Genomic DNA, 16,472 nt, shown 5'->3' with positions numbered 1-16,472 from the left:
CGCATTAGCTTACCGCCGCTTAAAGTAGTCGCTATGACCAACAACCGTGAGATGCACGATCAGCGCCAAGACAACTACGCCCTCGATGACACCCTGGCTGGCCGCATCACCCAGGCCGCCGCCGTGGGCATCGCGACCTCCTATCCGGATTGGATCACGTCCAAGGGCGGTTTGATCACCGCGTATACCTTGTCTTTCTTTGGCTTTGGCGCCCTGGTGGCCTATACCAACGCGCACGCTGAGCAGGACGGTGATGAGCCGCGCTCGCCGCAGGATAGTGCCGATCAAGGCCTCAAGCTGTGGGCTATTTTTGCCGCAGTGGTGCTGCTGCTCATCCTGGGCGGCTGGATGAACGTTGCCCTTTCCCGCAGCATGGTGAAGTTCCTGCGCAAGCGCGGTGCCAAGCGGCCGTGGACCCTCTTGGGTGCCATTGGTGCAGCGCTGACGTTCCTCATTAGTGAGCTAGAAGCACGGGATATTGCAAAACTAGCTTCCTAAAACTTGCGTATGGTGGGGCTCATGAACGCAGGGGTCACCGATATCGCACAGGCGCGGGCCAAACGCGCCGATGGCGTGGTATCCCTCAAGCGCGAGCCCCTCACCATCATCTGCCAAGCCGCGAATATACGCGCCGATGGCGAGGTGCACCGCCAGATAGGTTTTAGCGATGCCCTGACCTTCACCGAGCTGCACCGCGTGCTGCGCATCTGCTTTGGCCTGCCGGAGGAGGAATCTCCCTGGCACTTTTATGAACACACCGAGGCCCGTGGCCCGCGCATCGATCCGGAGCGCCAGGCCTCCGAATTCCTGTGGCGCGAGGGCGATCAAATCGACTTCGCCTGGGGACTGTGGGACTTCGAGCTAGTAGTAGCCGAGATTTATCCCCGCGATAATGGCACCCCAGAGGCGTTGTGCGTGGGTGGCTCCGGATCGCTCTTTCAGCCTTTTGAGCTGACCAGCGTCAACCGCGAATTGACCGGCCAAGAGGTTACCGATGAAGTCTTTTCCACGGTATCGTCCCCCGTGCGCAATTTGATTGAGCGCACCAAACTCTATGATTTTGTCCCGCTGCTGCAAGCGATGGACCTAGGCAGGGAAACCGACCTCACACCGCATACCGCCCGCGTGCTCGCCAGCCTGCCGCGCGAGGTGACCCATGAAGGCAAAGACGCCTTTTGGTCCATGGCGCTCGCCCTATCCTGCATGGGCGGCGCGGAGCTGACCGATTCCGTCGTGGAGACCACCATGGATGCGCTCGGCTGGGTCAATGACGATGGTACGGCGCTCTCCGGCGCCGACGTGCGGGAGCTGTGTGCGGCGTCTCTACAGCAATTGGCCGGGGTAGGCGCTTATGGCGCCGGATCCGCCGCGCCGGTGGATCGGTTGGACATGTACCGAGCGCTCTTGCGCGGGTAGGCTACTCACTCGTGACTAATTCCGCTGACGACGCCGTAGAAGTAAAGCCCTCGTCCACCTCGCTGCACACCCAGCTGGTGCGTTTTATTTCCGTGGGCGTATTTACCGCCGCCATTGACTACGGTCTCACGCTGCTATTGACCTATTTGGGGCTGCACCGTTCCGCCGCCAAGGCCATCGGTTGGGTCTTTGGCACCATCGCCGCCTACCTAGCCAATGCGCGGTGGACCTTTGGGGCGAAGGTATCTGGCCGCACGGCCGCGACCGTGGGCATCTTGTACGCCTCTACCTTTGCGGTCCAAAACTTCCTGTACTGGGTGCTCAATGAGCCGCTTATGGCCCTCGGCTTTGAAGGGGCGGTGAAAGACACCATCGCCTTCGTCATCGCCCAAGGCGTGGCCACGGTGACCAACTTTGCCATTCAAAGGGCCTTTATCTTTAAGGAAAAATAGATGGCAGCAGCCTCCCCACGGACGTGGCGCGGCGCGGCCCGGCGGGCTTCGCGCTCGACCAGCCTGCGCGCGCAAAGCGCCAAGTTCGCGGTGACGGGGGCACTTGCCGCGCTTATCGACGTCTCCTTAACCTGGCTCCTGCAGATCGGCTTCGGCCTGCTGAGCGCCGATCCGGCGCGGGCGGTGGGCTTTATCGTCGGTACCTGGGCGGCCTATTTGCTCAATCGCCGCTGGACCTTTAAAGCCAAAGCCACCGCGGTGCGCTTTGCCGGGGTGCTTGCCACCTACGGGGTGACCTTCGTGGTCAATATGGTGGCCTATAAGTTCCTCTTTGAGCTTTTTGACGTCCACTGGGAGTGGAACTCCACCCTTTCCCTGGTGGTGGCCTTTGCCATCTCGCAAGGCACCGCCACCGTGGTGAACTTTGCGGTGCAACGCTGGATTATTTTCAGGAAGGCGGGAGTCAGGGTCGTCGCCAAGCAGGATCCGTCCTAGCCCTGGTGCGGCCGGCGGAAATCTTCTTGGCGCCCGCGGTTGTGGAGCTTTAGCCATTCGAGAAAGCCGGCCGGGTCGTGGCGCTGGACCAAGAAGAACCAGCCAAAGCGGGCAAATTCCTGGGGCAGTAGCTTGCGCATGCCGCGCTGCCACAGCAGGTAGCCGCGATTGCGGTAGGTGAAAAAGCGCTTGAACTCACCTTCTGGGTACTGGGTATGCATCTTCCCGCCCAGGATGGGTTTGAACTCATCCGATCCGTCCGGGTGCAGGTAGCTGGTGGTCAGCGCCGTGCCGAAGGAGAGACCGGAATTAACCAGCCGGCGGTGGTATTCCACCTCATCGCCGCGGATAAACAGCCGGTAGTCCGGCACGCCAATGATCTCCATGGCCGCGGCGGAAATCAGCGCGCCGTTAAAAAGCGAGGCGATGCCGGGCAGGAAATCGCCCTCCAGCTCGTCCATCCGGCGGCGCCATACCAGCCCCTGGCGCAGGGGGAAGGCGAGGCGGCCGGGATCGTCAATATTGCATACCGCCGGGGAGACCTCATGCAGGCGGTTGGCTTCAGCCACCCGATACAGCTCCGCTAGTACCGCGTGATCGGCAGGGCGGCCGTCATCATCGGCGCACCACACGGCATCGGCGCCCAAAGAAAGAGCGGTAAGAAAGCCCAGTGCAAAGCCACCGGCGCCGCCCAGGTTGGTTTCCGAAGGTACGTAGACGCCCCGGTCACCCGCCATGGATTCGACGAGTTCGCGCACCGCATCTTCCGCGCCATTATCCACCACGACTACCCACTGCACGGGGTGGGTTTGGTGGACTACCTGTTCAAGCGAGGCCCGCAGTAGCTCGGCGCGCTGATGGGTAACAATGACGGCGGCGGTGGAACCGGTGGAAGTCAGGGTGGCAGTCATGGGTTCCATCTTGCCACCGGGGTAGGGGACCAGCGCAGAAACACTCCGCGTGGGTGAAGCGAAAAGTAGATATGACCGCAGCGTTGTGGATACTGTGAAGCGTATGGAAAGTATCTGGCCGCCTTTTGCGGTGACCATACGGGCCAGCGATGATACTGGCCGTGGAGTCGACCTGCGCGTCATGCGCGATGAAGACATCGCGTGCGTGGTCCAAGTCGGTGCGGCAGATATCTATGGCGCGAATATCCCAGAGCACGCCTTTCCTTGGCTCTTTGATAAGAAGATGAATACCCCCGCCGCCATGGCGCAGCACCGGTGGGAGCATCGTGCAAAGCTATGTACCCAAAAGTGGACCCTGGATTTCATCGCCCGCGACGTTGTAACCCAAGAAATGGTGGGTGTGGTGGACTTGGTGGCAGAAAACTTTGCGGCCGCGCGGGAGGTGGAAACCGCATCATGGGTATTACACCGCTTCCAAAGCCAAGGCTATGGCACGCTTATCCGCCAAGCGGTGGCCGAGTTTTCCTTCTCCCACCTCGATGCGCATTTGCTGCGCACCAGTTGGATAGAGACCAACCTTGCCTCAGCCCGGGTGAGTGAAAAGATGGGCTACCGCATAAGTACCGAGAAAAAGGAAGAGCCTGCCGGCCCAGAAAAAGTCAACCGGCCGGTGGTTAGCGCGCGACTGAGCGCCACGGACTATCACCGGCCAGAAGGGCTGCGGGTGGACGTGAAAGGTGTGGGGGACCAGTTGCTGCGTATGCTCAGCTAGTTGCCGCTGGTGTCCTCATTTTCAAAACGCTCGCGCAGGTCGCGCACGTACTCACCCACCTCAGGGCCTTCGTATTCACCGACGACCTCGGAAACCTCGCCCACCGAGCGGATCTCGCCGTGGTCGATCCACAGCGCGGTATTACACAGCTGCGCCAAGAAGTCATTGGAGTGGGAGGCAAAGACCAGGATGCCGGAGCGCTTCACCAGCTCTTGCAGGCGTACACGGGCCTTGGCCATGAAAGCAGCGTCGACGGCGCCGATGCCCTCATCCAACAGCAGGATTTCCGGCTCAATGGACGTCACCACGCCGAGCGCCAAGCGCACGCGCATACCGGTGGAATAGGTGCGCAGCGGCATGGAGAGATAATCGCCGAGTTCAGAAAACTCCGCAATCTCATCCATCTTTTTCTTCATCTGCTTGATGGACTGGCCCAAAAAGAGGCCACGGATAATGATGTTGTCGTAGCCAGAGACCTCCGGGTCCATGCCCACGCCCAAATCAAAGACGGGGGCCACGCGGCCGCGCACATCGGCAGAACCACGGGTGGGCTCGTAAATGCCAGACAAAAGGCGCAGCAGGGTGGACTTGCCGGCGCCGTTATGGCCTACCAAACCCACGCGGTCGCCCTCGCGCAGGTGCAGGTTAATATCCTTTAGCGCCTCCACCACGACGGTGTTCTGGGCATTTTTGCCAATGGCGCCGCCGGCGGAAGAAAGCATGGCCTTCTTTAGCGAGCGGGATTTGGCATCAAAGATGGGAAAGTCCACGCACGCGTTATACGTATCAATCGAGACCATCAGTCTGTATCCTTTCCAGGAATCTCAGGAAGTGCAGGGCGTGGGCTTAAACCCAGTAGCTGACGCGGAAGCGCCACTTGCGCATGACCAAGCCGGCGATGAGCAGGCCGAGTACGGTGCAACCGATGACGATCCACCAGTGGTAGGCGGCCACCGGTTCACCGATCATGGGCGCACGGACGATTTCCAGGTAGTGATAGAGTGGGTTGATTTCCGCGATGCGGGCGCGGCTGGACACCGCACCGCCCTGCTCCTTCAAGGTATTGGTCATCCACACAATCGGGGTGACGTAGAACAGCAGCTGGGTCAGTGCTTCAAGCAGCGGAGCGACGTCACGGAAGCGGGTAGCGATGATGCCAAAGAACATCGTGACCCACACGCCGTTAACCAGCAACAAGGCCAAACCTGGGAGGAAGAGGAAGAACTCCCACCCCAAGTTGCGCGGGAAGATAAGGATAAGCAGCAACCAGATGATGAGGTTATGGCCCAAAAACAGCGTCTGGCGCCACACCAAGCGGTATACGTGTACCGAAAGCGGGGCGGGGAGCTGCTTAATCAAGCCTTCGTTGTCAATGAAGACGGTGGAGCCTTCCTTGATGCAGCCCGAGATGAAGGTCCACATAATAAGGCCCACGGTGACGTGGGGGAGGAACTCCGCGACGGGAATCTGGAAGAGCATGGAATACAACAGGCCCAAGGCAAGGGCCATCACGCCGGTGGCGATGGTGATCCAAAACGGGCCCAGGACAGAGCGGCGGTAGCGCTGCTTAATATCTTGAATGCCCAGTTTGAACCACAGCTCGCGCTGCTGTGCACCCTGCGCCAGGTCCGCGAAGGCGGCCTTGAGGGTCTCGGACTGGGACGCTGGGGTGGCCTCGCCGTCTGGCTGGGAGGTCATGCGGGCGATATCAGCGCGCAGTTGATTGTTATCTTGCACGCTCAACACCCTAGCGCGCGGGCTGGGCAAACGGGAACTACACGCCGCCAGCCTGCGAAAACAGCGGTATCCAGCGAAAATTCAGATTTGGGAAACTTGGGACAAACGCGTATACAGTAGGGAACCGACCGCCACTGTGTGGCGATGCCTAGTGCGATAAAGAAGGGGACCGTAATGCCAGCAGGAGCTTCGGCACACTACGACGTATTCAGTGTGCGCGGTTTATACACCGGGCTATCTGATGGTTGGACCTACCTCAACGCGCACGCGGTGCCCCAAATTTCTGAGCGCGTCGCCTCCGGCGTGGCGCGCTCCTTCCGGATGTCTACTGCAGTGGCCACCCAGGAGGGGCCAGGCGGCGCCCACTCTGCCACTCCCGCGCCGGGCCGTTTGGAAGGCGATGGTAATTACACCGCCGCACGCATGGCTGTAGCGGATCTGACCGGGTCCAAGGCAGACCGCGTGGTGCTTGGCCCGTCCTTGCCCGTGTTGTACCAGTCCTTGGCGCACGCGGCCCGCCCGCTGTTGGGCAGCAATTCCTCGGTGGTGCTCTCCAAACTGGATCCGCCGTCTTTGTACTCGGCGTTTTCTGAGGTCAAGGCAGAAACCCGGTGGGCCCAGCCAGATTTGGGCACGGGTGAGCTGCCAGGTTTCCAATTTGCCGAGCTTGTCGATGGCTCCACGCGACTTGTCGCTTTTTCCGCCGCGCACGAGCTTTTGGGCACGGTATCCCCGGCCGCCGAGATCATTGACACCGTCCATGAGCGCTCCCGCGCCTGGACGCTTCTCGACGTCTCTGCGATCGCCCCCTACCGCCCCATCAACTTTGATGATCTCGGCGCCGATATCTTGGGCCTCGACCTGGGACTGCTGGGCGGACCGCAGCTAGCAGCTTTGGTCTTCCGCGATACCCGCATGTTCCGCCGCCTCGACTCCCTCGATCCGGTGCATACCGGCAAGGGCGCCCGCAAGCTGGAAACGCCCATTTCCTCTGGTCTGGCCGGCGGTGTCGGACCGCTTGTAGACCATCTTGCCGCCCTCGCCGGTGGGGAGAGCGGCTCGCGCCGCAAGCGCCTGCGCGCCTCTATGGATGCGCTCAGCGTCTACCTGGAAGATCTGCGCGCTGACCTCTATTCCTTCTTGAGTACCCTGCCCGCCGTGCATATTCTTGGCGTGACCGGGGAAGCGGCCGCGGGCGCCTCCGACGATCGCCTGCCGCGCCTCACCTTCGCAGTAAAGGGTGTTCCGGCCGAGACCGTGTACAAGCGCCTCTTCGATAACGGCCTTGTTACCACGCTTGCCCCGCAGACCCCGTTGCTCACGGAGATGGGCGTGGAAGAAATTGGCGGTGCCGTTACTGTTGCGCTCGGACCCTTCAACACCCATCACGACGTCGAGCATCTCATCCGCGTCGTAGCCTCGCTGGCCTAAACGTTAAGAACCAAGGTGCCGGTGACCTCGCCGCTGTCTAGGGCGGTGTGGGCTTGGGCGGCGTCGGCAAGCGGGTAAGTGGCGTGCAGCGCGTGCTTTACGCGGCCGTCTTCCAACATGGGCCACACATTTTCTACCGTGCCCGCCACAATCTGTGCCTTGTCTTCTAAGTCGCGGGCGCGCAGCGTCGTGCCCTGGATGGTCAGGCGCTTGGGCAGCATGGCGCCCAAGTTGATTTCCGCCTTGGTGCCGCCCTGCATGCCAATGATGATGAGCTTGCCGTCCTTAGCCAGGCACTTCATATTCTTTTCCAGATATTTCGCACCGATGATGTCCAAAACGACATCGCAGCTTCCCTTCAACTCTTCTACGAAGTCCTGCTCCTTATAGTTGATGAGAATATCGGCGCCCAGCTCGCGGCAACGCTCCAACTTCTCCTGCGAGCCAGCCGTAACCGCCACCTCTGCGCCGAGCGCCTTGGCTACCTGAATGGCAAAAGTGCCAATGCCGCCGCCCCCGCCATGGATGAGGACGCGCTGGCTCTCGTGAAGGCCCGCTTCAATGCCCAGGTTGGACCACACGGTGCATCCGACCTCAACTACCGCTGCAGTTTCCTCAATGCTCAACCCCTTGGGCACGGGAAGCAGCTGGCCCTGCGGAACCGCAACGTATTCGGCGTAGCCACCACCCGCGAGCAGGCAGCCCACCTCGGTGCCTACCTCCCAGTTCGTATCCCCGGCATCGGCGATGGTGCCTGCTGCTTCTAAGCCCAAGATTTCCGATGCCCCTGGTGGCGGCGGATAGGCACCCATCGTCTGCAGGATATCGCCCCGGTTAACGCCGGTTGCCTGCACCTTGACGAGCACTTCGCCGGGGCGCAGCTGAGGGACAGCGACTTCGTGGAGCTCTAAGGACCGACGATCCTGCGGGTCGGTCTGAACGATAGCCTTCATGTGTGTTGTAGTCATGGGCCCAATCTAACGAACCTTGTGTGTCCTGTGCCACGAAATTCGGAGTATCCTACGGTGACATTCAGTGCTGCAGGTGGCTTTTTGGGAAACCGGGCTATCAATTTAGTACACTGACTAAGTTGCTTCGTAGGCGCGAAGAGCGTTTACGAAATACAACGTGGAGACGTGGCAGAGCGGCCGAATGCACCGGTCTTGAAAACCGGCGAGGTAATACCTCCGCGGGTTCAAATCCCGCCGTCTCCGCAGCTGCCTAAGCTTCCTTTCTAAATTAAAGGAGCATAGAAGCTTATAGCTTCTGAGTGAGGGAGTGCAGTATTTAAGGCACCCTACCGATTCGGTAGGGTGCCTACTCACGTTGTGGGACGGTTTCGCTGAGCGACAGTGAAACTTAAGTCCACGGCCAGACAGCGTTTACATTGAGCTTCTACCTTGAGGTACGGACTTCAAACACCGTTAACGTTGAGGCGACTATGACAAATTACATTTCCTACTTGGCTGAGGAGCAGATACCGGCATCGTATGGCTGGCTATGGAGCGGGCTAGGAGCCGTCATCGTTATTGGGCTGTTGGTCTTTTGGGTGGCCTCTCTTATTTCCATCATCCGTTCGGGATATAGCGGAGGCGTCAAGGTATTGCTTGTGATGGCGGCATTTGCCTACCCGTTCCTCGGGCCACTTGTCTGGTTCCTTTTTGCGCGAAATAAGGAGCATAAAACCAAAATCGACCGTTAGGCTGCGGTCTTGTCAAGGGACATTCGGTTACTGCTGCTCGAGCCAGGAATTGATGCCGCCGCGCAAGGAGACGACGTGGGGGAAGCCGCGTTTGCGGAGGATATCGACGGCTTGGGCGGAGCGGATGCCACTGGCGCAGTAGATTACGGCCGCAGCATCTGGTTCGATGTCGGGATCTTCGCCGGCGAGGATGCGGTCGAGCTCAAAGTGAGTGGAATTGGGGATAGCGGATTGGGCGCGCTCGGGGGAGGTGCGGACGTCGATAAGCGGGGCGTGTAGGGGAACCTCGCGGACCTCGGGGGCGTCGGCAGGCTGAGTAGGTTGTGCGCCGGTGGACTGAAGCGGGATATATTCCCAGGTACCGGAAAGGGCGTCGAAGTAGCCGAGCGTGCCGATGAGTGGGGTGCCTACGCCGGTGATGAGTTTGAGCGCTTCGAGCGCCATGGCTGAGCCGACAATGCCGACCACTGGTCCTAGAACTCCGGCCTGGGAGCAGGAAGGAACCTCGCCGGGTGCGGGAGCGGTGGGGAAGACATCCTCGTAGACGGGGCCGTGGCCGGACCAGAACACGCTGAGCTGTGCGTCGAAGCCGAGGATGGAGGCCCATACGTGCGGGATGCCGAGCTCGTGGGCAGCCCAGGAGCTGAGGTAGCGGGCGTCGAAGTTATCGGTGCCGTCGAGGATGAGATCGCAGCCGTGTAGCTGCTCGAGCGCTGTCGCTGATTCGAGGCGGCCGTGGCAGGTGATGTCCACCTCTGGATTGAGCGCGCGCACGGCGGTCGCGGCGGAATCCGTCTTCGGTGTACCGATGGTGGCGGTGGTGTGGATGACTTGGCGGTGCAGGTTGGAGGGGGAGACCACGTCGTCGTCGAAAAGCGAAATGCGGCCCACCCCCGCGCCGGCGAGGTAAAGCAGGGCCGGGGAGCCCAGGCCGCCGGCGCCAATGACCGCTACGTGGGCGTCGCTGAGCTTGCGCTGGCCCTCCCCGCCCCAGAGCGCTTCCTGGCGGGCATAGCGGATACTCATTCCAGGCCCACCCAATTGGTGGAACCATCGCCGTGGCTCTGCTCCTTCCAGATGGGGACTTCCGCCTTGACGCGATCGGCGCATTCCTCGGCGGCCCGGAAGGCATCGCCACGGTGCGCGGCGGCCGCTACTACCGCAAAGGCGAGGTCGCCAACCTTGAGAACCCCCGTGCGGTGGGCGGCCCACAGGCGCACTGGGTGGTTGGCTGCGACGGAATCGGTGACGTCTTGCAGCTTCTCTGGCGCAGATGGGTGGGCGCTATAGGAAAGAAGGGTGACATCTGGCCGTCCGCCATCGTGATCGCGGACGATGCCCTCAAAGGTGACGACAGCACCCATGGCGGCCGTGGCGGCCTCTTCCTTGGCAGCGCCAAGGAGGGATTCAAGGCGTTGATCGCTCAGCAGCGTGCCAATGGTGCAGCCGGTTTGCTCGGCCACATAGGAGGGATCAGTGCTCATGTTTTCCTTCTAACATATCGACGATCGGAACGATTAATTCTTCCAAAACCGCGCAGCCATCTTTTACCCCGCCGGTAGAACCGGGAAGCGTCATGGCAAAGGTGGAGTCATTGACGCCGGCAATGGCGCGAGAGGCCACCGCGGTGGGCACGCTTTCCAATCCCTTCTGCCAGAAGGCGACCGCGATGCCGGGCAGCTCGCGGGTGATATGTGGGGCGACGGCCTCGACCGTGCGGTCATCGTGCGTCAGCCCAGTGCCGCCAGAAGTCAGGATGACCGCGGGCTTTTCCGCGAAGGCGGCGGCAACGGCGGCGGCGATCTCGGCATCGGGGACGATGCGCGCGTCGGGGCAGTCAAAGCCCTTGCGGCGCAAGAACTCCACCGCGATGGGACCGGAGCGATCGTCGTAGATGCCCGCGGCGGCGCGAGTAGAGGCGACAATGACGATGGCGGTGCGCTGTGGGCTCATAGTGGGTAAACCTCCACTTCCTGGCCTTTTTCTAGGCGTTGACCGGCAGGGATGCGGATGAGATGGGTGGCGTCTGCCGCTTGGGCGAGAAGGTGGGAGCTGGCACCACCGAGGATATGGGCGCGGGAATCGACGCGCCCGCGGCGAAATTGCTCCTTGTGCGGGAGGCCGTCAATACCCGCGGCAAGGGGGACGTGGAAAGGCTCCGGCGCCCAACCGAGCGCAGGGGCGACAAAGAGGCGGAAACTCACCAACGTGGAAATGGGGTTTCCAGGCAAGCAGATCACTGGGGTGTCGTGAAAAGTGGCGATGCCCTGCGGGCCGCCGGGCTGCTGGTCCACATGGCCGAACCAGCCTTCGAGTACCTGGCGGACTACTTCAAATTTCCCCGCGGAGATTCCGCCTGAGGTAATGATGGCATCCGGGTGGTGCTGCGCGATGGCTTCTGTGAAAGCGCGCTCTAGGGCCTTGGGGTCATCGTCGGTAGTGATATAGCCCGCGACGTCGATGCCGGCGCGGCCGGCCATTGCCGTTAAAAGTGGCGCATTGGCATCCGGAATGGCGGCGCTGCCGTGGCCGATTTCCGCGCCGCCGGTGCAGATAAGGATGCGGGCGGGGCGGTAGACCTCTACCGCGTCGATTCCTTGGGAAGCGAGGGCGGCCAAGCGCACCGGCGTGAGCTTGTCGCCGCGGGCGGCGAGGAGGGCGCCTTCTTCCAGGTCGGAGCTGGTGCGGCGGATGAATTGGCCTGGCGAGGTCTCTGGCACGGTAATGCGGTCACCCGGAGCGAGGAATTCTTGTGGTTCGCAGCGCTCGATGGGCACGATGGCTGCAGTTCCTTCCGGTACCTTGGCGCCAGTCATGATGGGGCAGGCGCTGGAAAGCGGGCTGTCGAGTACCTGGGCGGGCTCAGTGCCGGCCGCGATGGTGGGGCCCACCGGGTAGGTCCCGGCCGCACACTGCGGGAGGGCGTAGCCATCCATCTGGGAGTTATCAAAGCGAGGGGAGGGGAAACCGGCGTGGATATCCGCAGCCAGAACCATATCCTGCGCCTGGGTGAGGGGCACGGTGGTGGCTTGGCGTGCGGGCAGGGCCGCGGCGACCTCGCGCGCGTGAGTCTCGGGTGTGCGCATGGCGGCTAGTTTACCCGCGGTCTCGACATGGCATGGGCGTGCGGGGCATAGTAGAGGGCATGTTGACCGTTCACTATTTCGCCGCCGCCCGCGCCGCTGCGGGCGTGGCTTCTGAGCAGGTAGAAGCCCCCGCCACCTTGGGTGATCTGGTGGCGCAGCTGGGCAAGGAACATGCCGGCACCACCGAGGCCGGCATGAGCCTGAAAGAGGTCTTGGGGCGCTGTAGCTTTCTTATCGACGGCGCCGGGAACACCGCCATGGATTCCCCACTGGTTGGCGTGACCCGCGTGGACGTGCTGCCGCCTTTTGCGGGCGGCTAATCGCGCTGGCGCAGCGGACTGGTAAAGAAATTGATGACGCTGCTGACGATGGAGAGCACGATGGCGCCGATAATCGCGGCGCCCCAAGAGTCGATGACGAGGTGGCCGATTCCCAGGTCCAGGGAATTGAGCGCCCACTCCACGATGATGAGCGCGGCGCCGTTGATGACGAGGGAGAAAAGCCCGAGCGTCAGACAGGTCAGCGGCGCGCCGAGGACGCGCAGTACCGGCATGACTACAGCATTAATAATGATGAAGACGATGGCAATGGCGATGAAATTGCCGGTCTCGGCCGGGGTGATAGTGATGCCGGGAATGACGGTGACCACCGCCCACAGCGCCACCGCGATGGCAAAGACGTTCAGGGCAAAGTTAATAAGTGATCGCATTTAGCCTCCTATGATTGCGTTCCACGCCTGCAGCAGGGTGTCGGTTTCTTCCTCGGTGGTTACGGTAATGCGTATGCCTTCGCTAAACGCGCGCACGAGCACGCCGCGTTCGGCCAGGCGAGCGGCTACCTCCTGCGGGGTACCAAGGCGGGCCAGATTCGCGGCCGGCAGCCAGACATGGTTTGCCTCGGAATGTGGCACTCCCCAGTCCTGCAAGGCTTCTTCTAGGCGCTCGCGCTGGCCGACGACCTCATCGGTGCGCTCCCGCAGCGAATCCTGCGCCGCCAATGCCGCGCGCGCACCAACCTGGGCTACGGCGCTGGCGGAGAAGGGGATGGCCACCTTATTGAGGGCCTCAATAATATTTTCCGGGCCAAAGGCATAACCGATGCGCACCCCGGCCAGGCCATAAGCCTTTGAGAAGGTGCGCAGGCATACCAGGTTGGGATAAGTGCCCACCAGCTCCGTACCCAACGGAATGTTGGTGGCACGGTTGTATTCGATATAGGCCTCGTCGAGGGCGACGAGGACGTCGGCAGGCACGGCATCCATGAAGGCGGCGAACTCGTCCTTGGTCACCGTGGTGCCGGACGGGTTATTGGGGTTGCACACGAAGATGAGCCGAGTCTTGTCCGTAATCTTGTGCGCCATGGCCGGCAGATCCACGCGCTGGTCTGCACCTAGCGGAACCGGGATGGGGTGGGCGCCGACTACCTGGGCGAAGATGGGGTAGGCCTCGAAGGAGCGCCAGGGGAAGAGGACCTCTTCACCAGGGGTAGCGGCAATTTCCACCAACTGTTGGCACAGCGCGGACGATCCGGTGCCCACCGCAACCTGTCCATATTCCACACCCAGGTGCGCGGCGAGGTCCTCGCGCAGCGCGGTGGCCGCAATATCCGGGTAACGGTTGGCCTTCGTCACGGCCTCCGCCATGGCCGCGGCCGCCTCCGGCAGCGGCGGATGCGCCGCCTCATTAGAGGAGAGCTTGAGCGCGTCATCGTTGCGCGCACCGGCGACGTAGGCGGGGATGGCTTTCAGGTCAGGGCGAATCATGCCTTCCACTTTAGGGCCTGCGGCTTTGCTGCGGACACGAAAGCAGGGGGCTAGTTTGGCAGCGGCGGGGCAGGCAGGTATTCTCAAACGAGGTTCCTTGCGAACCGTGGAGATGTGCCAGAGCGGCCGAATGGGGCTCCCTGCTAAGGAGTTGACCCTTCTGGGGTCCGGAGGTTCGAATCCTCTCATCTCCGCCATCTAATCCCGAGCGTGCGAGCTCGGGATTTTCTTATTTTAGGTGGTGCCGCAAAGCTCGGCTTAAGGGCTAAAATTCTGCTATTAGCGCTGGTACGCGGCGCAGCGGCGGAAGAGCACGAGCATACCGATGCCGAAGATGAAGCTTCCGGTAAATGCCGCAGCACGCAAAGAAGTGACCTCGTGGAAGAGGGCGGGCACCAGGAAGATGGCGATCACAGAGCTAATAACTCCGAGGACGAGGAAACAAATCGTTGTGATAGGACCAGGTGTGGATGGGTGCGGCATGGCGGGACGTCCTTTCATCAATCATTCCTGATGAAAATAACTCTAAGTTGTCCTCCTAGAAGGCGCAATAGGAAGCGAGAAAGCGCCTTGGAGCCGGTCGGGGGTTTAGGAGCGTAGGGCGGGAAAGACCTTGTCACGCAAGAGGTGGGCGAGCTCGCGATCCGGGTTGGTGGGGTCGACCCACGCGATTTCGGCAATTTCTGCGGCAGCGCGGGCAAGGACGGGGCGCGGATAGGTAAAGATCTGTCCGCGCACGGTTTCGCCGGGTTCGTTGGCGGCCGGGGCATCGAAGGTCCCGAGTAGGGATAGCTCAGGGAGGCGGACATTAACGCCGATTTCCTCTGCGACCTCGCGGGCCGCGGCCTGTACTGGGGTTTCGCCGACCTCCAGCTTGCCGCCGGGCAGCTGGAACTTGGTGGAAGACTCCTTGCGCACAGTGAGGACATGGCCAAAGGAATTACGGAAAACTACGGCGGCAACTTCAATCATGTGCCCGACTATAACTCGCTCCAGCGGGTTAATTCAGAAAGCCTGGTACCCATTCGCGCCCACACGCAGACCGTCGGGGTTTTGCTATAGCGGCGCCATCTGACCTCATCGATTCAGGCGGGTACATAGGGTGTGAATGCTCCATTACTCAGAGGCTGGCCTGCGCCTTTGAGACTACGGGAAGGCCTAAACGTCGCGCGGGCTTATCACCGCGGGCTTATCACGACGCGGATGGCGAATGAATATAAAGTGGTACCCATGAGTGACTCGAGGTTTCCCCGCTCGGTGTTTGCGGTTGGCACCGACCCTGATCCGCGTTTCACGCTCGCTAATGAGCGCACGTTCTTGGCATGGATCCGCACCTCCTTGGCGTTGATTGCTGGCGGTGTGGCGCTGGAGGCCTTTGACGTTCCCCTGCCGGCCGAATTGCGCTCTGCGGTGTCGGTATTCATGCTGGTCGTCGCCATTATTCTGCCGCTCGTCGCGTGGGTGCACTGGAAGCAGTCCGAACGTGCGATGCGCGAGGAACGCCCCTTGCCCTTTAGCTTTGCCATCCCAGTGCTCGTCGTGGCGATTATGGTGGTAGCGGGCGCGCTAGTAGTGGGCGAGTTTCTTGGCTAGCCCACTATTTGATCCCGGCCTGCAGCCCGAACGCACCCGGCTATCGTGGCAGCGCACCCTTTTGGCGTTGTCCTTGGTGGTGCTGGGGGTAATGCGGGCGGTAAGCGTGCACGTCTTCTTGCCACTAGTCTTCCTAGCCGCCGGTGTTGTGGCGTTGGCCTTGGCGGTGTGGCAGCGTGCCGCGCTTGTCGACGCCGCCTTATCCACCCACCGCTCCCTTCCCCACGCGGTCATCCTTGCGAGCACCGCGGGGCTCGTGTCCCTGCTGGCCGCCTTCGCGCTGTGGGGGCTTTTCTTCTAGGTTTTCACCCGGCTCGGGGAGCCGTGGCGCTGTATATTATGCCTATGCCTAAATCCCTATCTCTCCCTCTTGTCGTCCTCGCGGCGACCGCCGTTGCCGCCTTGAACGGCTGTTCCAATTCCCCTGAGCCCGCCGAGCCCGCGGATAAGCCGAATTTCACCGGCACTGCCCCGAGCTCCTCTGCGGCGGTCGCATCCGATACCGCGACCGAAGCCGAGGAAGACTCCGCTGATGGTTCCGCAGATGACACAGAAACCGTAGCCGATGCCGGCAAAGGCAAAGACACCGAGGCTGGCGGGGAAAACAAAATCATCCCGGTAGAAGCCTTAGACAGTTTGTGGGTGCCGGCACTATGTGAGAACCAAGCTGGCAACCTAGAAGGCGGCAATTTGCCGGAAAGCCTGAAGGCTGGCTACCCCCATGCGATGGCCGGTCTGAAGTTGAATCAGGACGATACGCCAATGGGCGCCTACGCGGATATCAACGGTGATGGCAGGGACGAAGCCGTTATTACCTACGTCTGTAATAAGGGCGGTACGGGATGGCCGGATAACCTGCTCATCTATGACAACGACCTGAATTACATCACCAAGGTGGATGATTGGGAACGCGAGGGAATGCCACCCGCGCGCGGGCATATCCAGCAGCTGCAGTGGACCAAAGACACGGTCACCGTTACCTGGCGTGCCTATGCTGACGATGACCCGGCTTGCTGCGCTACTCAAGAATTCACCGGAAACCTCACGCTGGACGGGGATACGCCGCACCTTGCGGTAACCGGTCACCGGCAGGTTGCCGGCTAGCGGCATTCCCT

Annotated in this window: 23 protein-coding genes and 2 tRNA genes; 13 read left to right on the top strand and 12 right to left on the bottom strand. The window is 61.5% G+C overall.

Annotated features, from left to right (window positions below; all coding sequences use genetic code 11):
* Positions 1 to 33 precede the first annotated feature (33 nt).
* The 4 genes from MHY22_RS09710 to MHY22_RS09695 are packed head-to-tail and all read left to right on the top strand — an operon-like array spanning position 34 to position 2,363.
* Positions 34 to 498, top strand: coding sequence for a hypothetical protein (locus MHY22_RS09710; protein WP_239279093.1), 465 nt, complete (start codon positions 34 to 36; stop codon positions 496 to 498).
* 9 nt (positions 499 to 507) lie between these two features.
* Positions 508 to 1,416, top strand: coding sequence for a plasmid pRiA4b ORF-3 family protein (locus MHY22_RS09705; RefSeq protein WP_239279092.1), 909 nt, complete (start codon positions 508 to 510; stop codon positions 1,414 to 1,416).
* Between the two features lie 11 nt (positions 1,417 to 1,427).
* Positions 1,428 to 1,868 (top strand): GtrA family protein, encoded by a 441-nt coding sequence (locus MHY22_RS09700; protein ID WP_005323207.1) that lies wholly within the window; start codon positions 1,428 to 1,430, stop codon positions 1,866 to 1,868.
* Complete coding sequence (locus MHY22_RS09695; RefSeq protein WP_239279091.1) at positions 1,869 to 2,363, top strand: GtrA family protein; 495 nt, start codon at positions 1,869 to 1,871, stop codon at positions 2,361 to 2,363.
* Here the strand turns inward: MHY22_RS09695 and MHY22_RS09690 are convergent.
* The gene (locus tag MHY22_RS09690; protein ID WP_239279090.1) at positions 2,360 to 3,283 is read right to left on the bottom strand and encodes a glycosyltransferase; all 924 of its coding nucleotides are present in this window, start codon (positions 3,281 to 3,283) and stop codon (positions 2,360 to 2,362) included. The two genes, MHY22_RS09695 and MHY22_RS09690, sit on opposite strands and share 4 nt — an antisense overlap.
* 94 nt (positions 3,284 to 3,377) lie before the next feature.
* On the opposite strand from MHY22_RS09690, the gene MHY22_RS09685 reads away from it, so the two are divergent.
* Positions 3,378 to 4,046 carry a GNAT family N-acetyltransferase gene (locus MHY22_RS09685; protein ID WP_239279089.1) on the top strand — a complete coding sequence of 223 codons (669 nt, stop codon included), beginning with the start codon at positions 3,378 to 3,380 and terminating at the stop codon, positions 4,044 to 4,046.
* Here MHY22_RS09685 and MHY22_RS09680 read toward each other — a convergent pair.
* A complete protein-coding gene (locus MHY22_RS09680) occupies positions 4,043 to 4,846 on the bottom strand; it encodes an ABC transporter ATP-binding protein (RefSeq protein ID WP_005323203.1) in 804 nt (267 codons plus the stop codon). The genes MHY22_RS09685 and MHY22_RS09680 overlap by 4 nt on opposite strands.
* 46 nt (positions 4,847 to 4,892) lie before the next feature.
* Complete coding sequence (locus tag MHY22_RS09675) at positions 4,893 to 5,744, bottom strand: ABC transporter permease (RefSeq protein WP_239279113.1); 852 nt, start codon at positions 5,742 to 5,744, stop codon at positions 4,893 to 4,895.
* A gap of 213 nt (positions 5,745 to 5,957) precedes the next feature.
* Here MHY22_RS09675 and MHY22_RS09670 point away from each other — a divergent pair, with 213 nt between their 5' ends.
* Positions 5,958 to 7,214, top strand: coding sequence for an aminotransferase class V-fold PLP-dependent enzyme (locus MHY22_RS09670; protein ID WP_239279088.1), 1,257 nt, complete (start codon positions 5,958 to 5,960; stop codon positions 7,212 to 7,214).
* Here MHY22_RS09670 and MHY22_RS09665 read toward each other — a convergent pair.
* Positions 7,211 to 8,167, bottom strand: a complete 957-nt coding sequence (locus MHY22_RS09665) for an NAD(P)H-quinone oxidoreductase (RefSeq protein ID WP_239279112.1) — start codon at positions 8,165 to 8,167, stop codon at positions 7,211 to 7,213. The genes MHY22_RS09670 and MHY22_RS09665 overlap by 4 nt on opposite strands.
* Positions 8,168 to 8,344: 177 nt before the next feature.
* Between MHY22_RS09665 and MHY22_RS09660 the strand changes: the two genes are divergently transcribed.
* Both MHY22_RS09660 and MHY22_RS09655 read left to right on the top strand, forming a co-directional pair.
* Positions 8,345 to 8,428 (top strand) — tRNA-Ser (locus MHY22_RS09660).
* Between the two features lie 227 nt (positions 8,429 to 8,655).
* On the top strand, positions 8,656 to 8,916 hold the full coding sequence (locus MHY22_RS09655; protein ID WP_239279087.1) for a hypothetical protein: 261 nt from the start codon (positions 8,656 to 8,658) through the stop codon (positions 8,914 to 8,916).
* Between the two features lie 27 nt (positions 8,917 to 8,943).
* Here the strand turns inward: MHY22_RS09655 and MHY22_RS09650 are convergent, their stop codons facing one another.
* From MHY22_RS09650 to MHY22_RS09635, 4 genes are read right to left on the bottom strand one after another with little or no spacing between them, the layout of a single operon-like run.
* Positions 8,944 to 9,942, bottom strand: a complete 999-nt coding sequence (locus tag MHY22_RS09650) for a ThiF family adenylyltransferase (protein WP_239279086.1) — start codon at positions 9,940 to 9,942, stop codon at positions 8,944 to 8,946.
* Positions 9,939 to 10,400: a molybdenum cofactor biosynthesis protein MoaE gene (locus tag MHY22_RS09645; protein ID WP_239279085.1), complete on the bottom strand. Its 462-nt coding sequence runs from the start codon at positions 10,398 to 10,400 to the stop codon at positions 9,939 to 9,941. The genes MHY22_RS09650 and MHY22_RS09645 overlap by 4 nt, the downstream gene beginning before the upstream one ends.
* Complete coding sequence (locus MHY22_RS09640; protein WP_239279083.1) at positions 10,390 to 10,869, bottom strand: MogA/MoaB family molybdenum cofactor biosynthesis protein; 480 nt, start codon at positions 10,867 to 10,869, stop codon at positions 10,390 to 10,392. The genes MHY22_RS09645 and MHY22_RS09640 overlap by 11 nt, the downstream gene beginning before the upstream one ends.
* Entirely contained in the window at positions 10,866 to 12,002 is a 1,137-nt protein-coding gene (locus tag MHY22_RS09635; protein ID WP_239279082.1) for a molybdopterin molybdotransferase MoeA, read from the bottom strand. Before MHY22_RS09635 ends, MHY22_RS09640 begins: the two co-directional genes overlap by 4 nt.
* A gap of 59 nt (positions 12,003 to 12,061) precedes the next feature.
* On the opposite strand from MHY22_RS09635, the gene MHY22_RS09630 reads away from it, so the two are divergent.
* Positions 12,062 to 12,322, top strand: a complete 261-nt coding sequence (locus MHY22_RS09630) for a MoaD/ThiS family protein (protein WP_239273722.1) — start codon at positions 12,062 to 12,064, stop codon at positions 12,320 to 12,322.
* On the opposite strand, the gene MHY22_RS09625 is transcribed toward MHY22_RS09630, so the two are convergent.
* Entirely contained in the window at positions 12,319 to 12,711 is a 393-nt protein-coding gene (locus MHY22_RS09625; protein ID WP_239279081.1) for a phage holin family protein, read from the bottom strand. The genes MHY22_RS09630 and MHY22_RS09625 overlap by 4 nt on opposite strands.
* Positions 12,712 to 13,764, bottom strand: coding sequence for a histidinol-phosphate transaminase (gene hisC / locus MHY22_RS09620; protein ID WP_239279080.1), 1,053 nt, complete (start codon positions 13,762 to 13,764; stop codon positions 12,712 to 12,714).
* Positions 13,765 to 13,872: 108 nt separating this feature from the next.
* Between hisC and MHY22_RS09615 the strand changes: the two genes are divergently transcribed.
* Positions 13,873 to 13,961, top strand: a tRNA-Ser gene (locus MHY22_RS09615).
* An 82-nt stretch (positions 13,962 to 14,043) separates the two neighbouring features.
* On the opposite strand, the gene MHY22_RS11570 is transcribed toward MHY22_RS09615, so the two are convergent.
* Complete coding sequence (locus tag MHY22_RS11570) at positions 14,044 to 14,178, bottom strand: hypothetical protein (protein ID WP_255718244.1); 135 nt, start codon at positions 14,176 to 14,178, stop codon at positions 14,044 to 14,046.
* 174 nt (positions 14,179 to 14,352) lie between these two features.
* Entirely contained in the window at positions 14,353 to 14,736 is a 384-nt protein-coding gene (locus MHY22_RS09610) for an NUDIX domain-containing protein (protein ID WP_239279079.1), read from the bottom strand.
* 258 nt (positions 14,737 to 14,994) lie between these two features.
* Here MHY22_RS09610 and MHY22_RS09605 point away from each other — a divergent pair, with 258 nt between their 5' ends.
* From MHY22_RS09605 to MHY22_RS09595, 3 genes are read left to right on the top strand one after another with little or no spacing between them, the layout of a single operon-like run.
* Complete coding sequence (locus tag MHY22_RS09605; RefSeq protein ID WP_204610495.1) at positions 14,995 to 15,357, top strand: YidH family protein; 363 nt, start codon at positions 14,995 to 14,997, stop codon at positions 15,355 to 15,357.
* Complete coding sequence (locus tag MHY22_RS09600; RefSeq protein ID WP_239194011.1) at positions 15,350 to 15,658, top strand: DUF202 domain-containing protein; 309 nt, start codon at positions 15,350 to 15,352, stop codon at positions 15,656 to 15,658. Before MHY22_RS09605 ends, MHY22_RS09600 begins: the two co-directional genes overlap by 8 nt.
* Before the next feature lie 44 nt (positions 15,659 to 15,702).
* Positions 15,703 to 16,461, top strand: coding sequence for an LppP/LprE family lipoprotein (locus MHY22_RS09595; RefSeq protein ID WP_239279078.1), 759 nt, complete (start codon positions 15,703 to 15,705; stop codon positions 16,459 to 16,461).
* Positions 16,462 to 16,472: the final 11 nt, after the last annotated feature.

The organism is Corynebacterium sp. ACRPO, from assembly GCF_022347205.1.
In the GTDB taxonomy this organism is placed as follows: Bacteria; Actinomycetota; Actinomycetes; order Mycobacteriales; family Mycobacteriaceae; genus Corynebacterium.
Note: the sequence above shows the minus strand (reverse complement) of the source record. Positions and strands in the feature narration are given on the sequence as shown.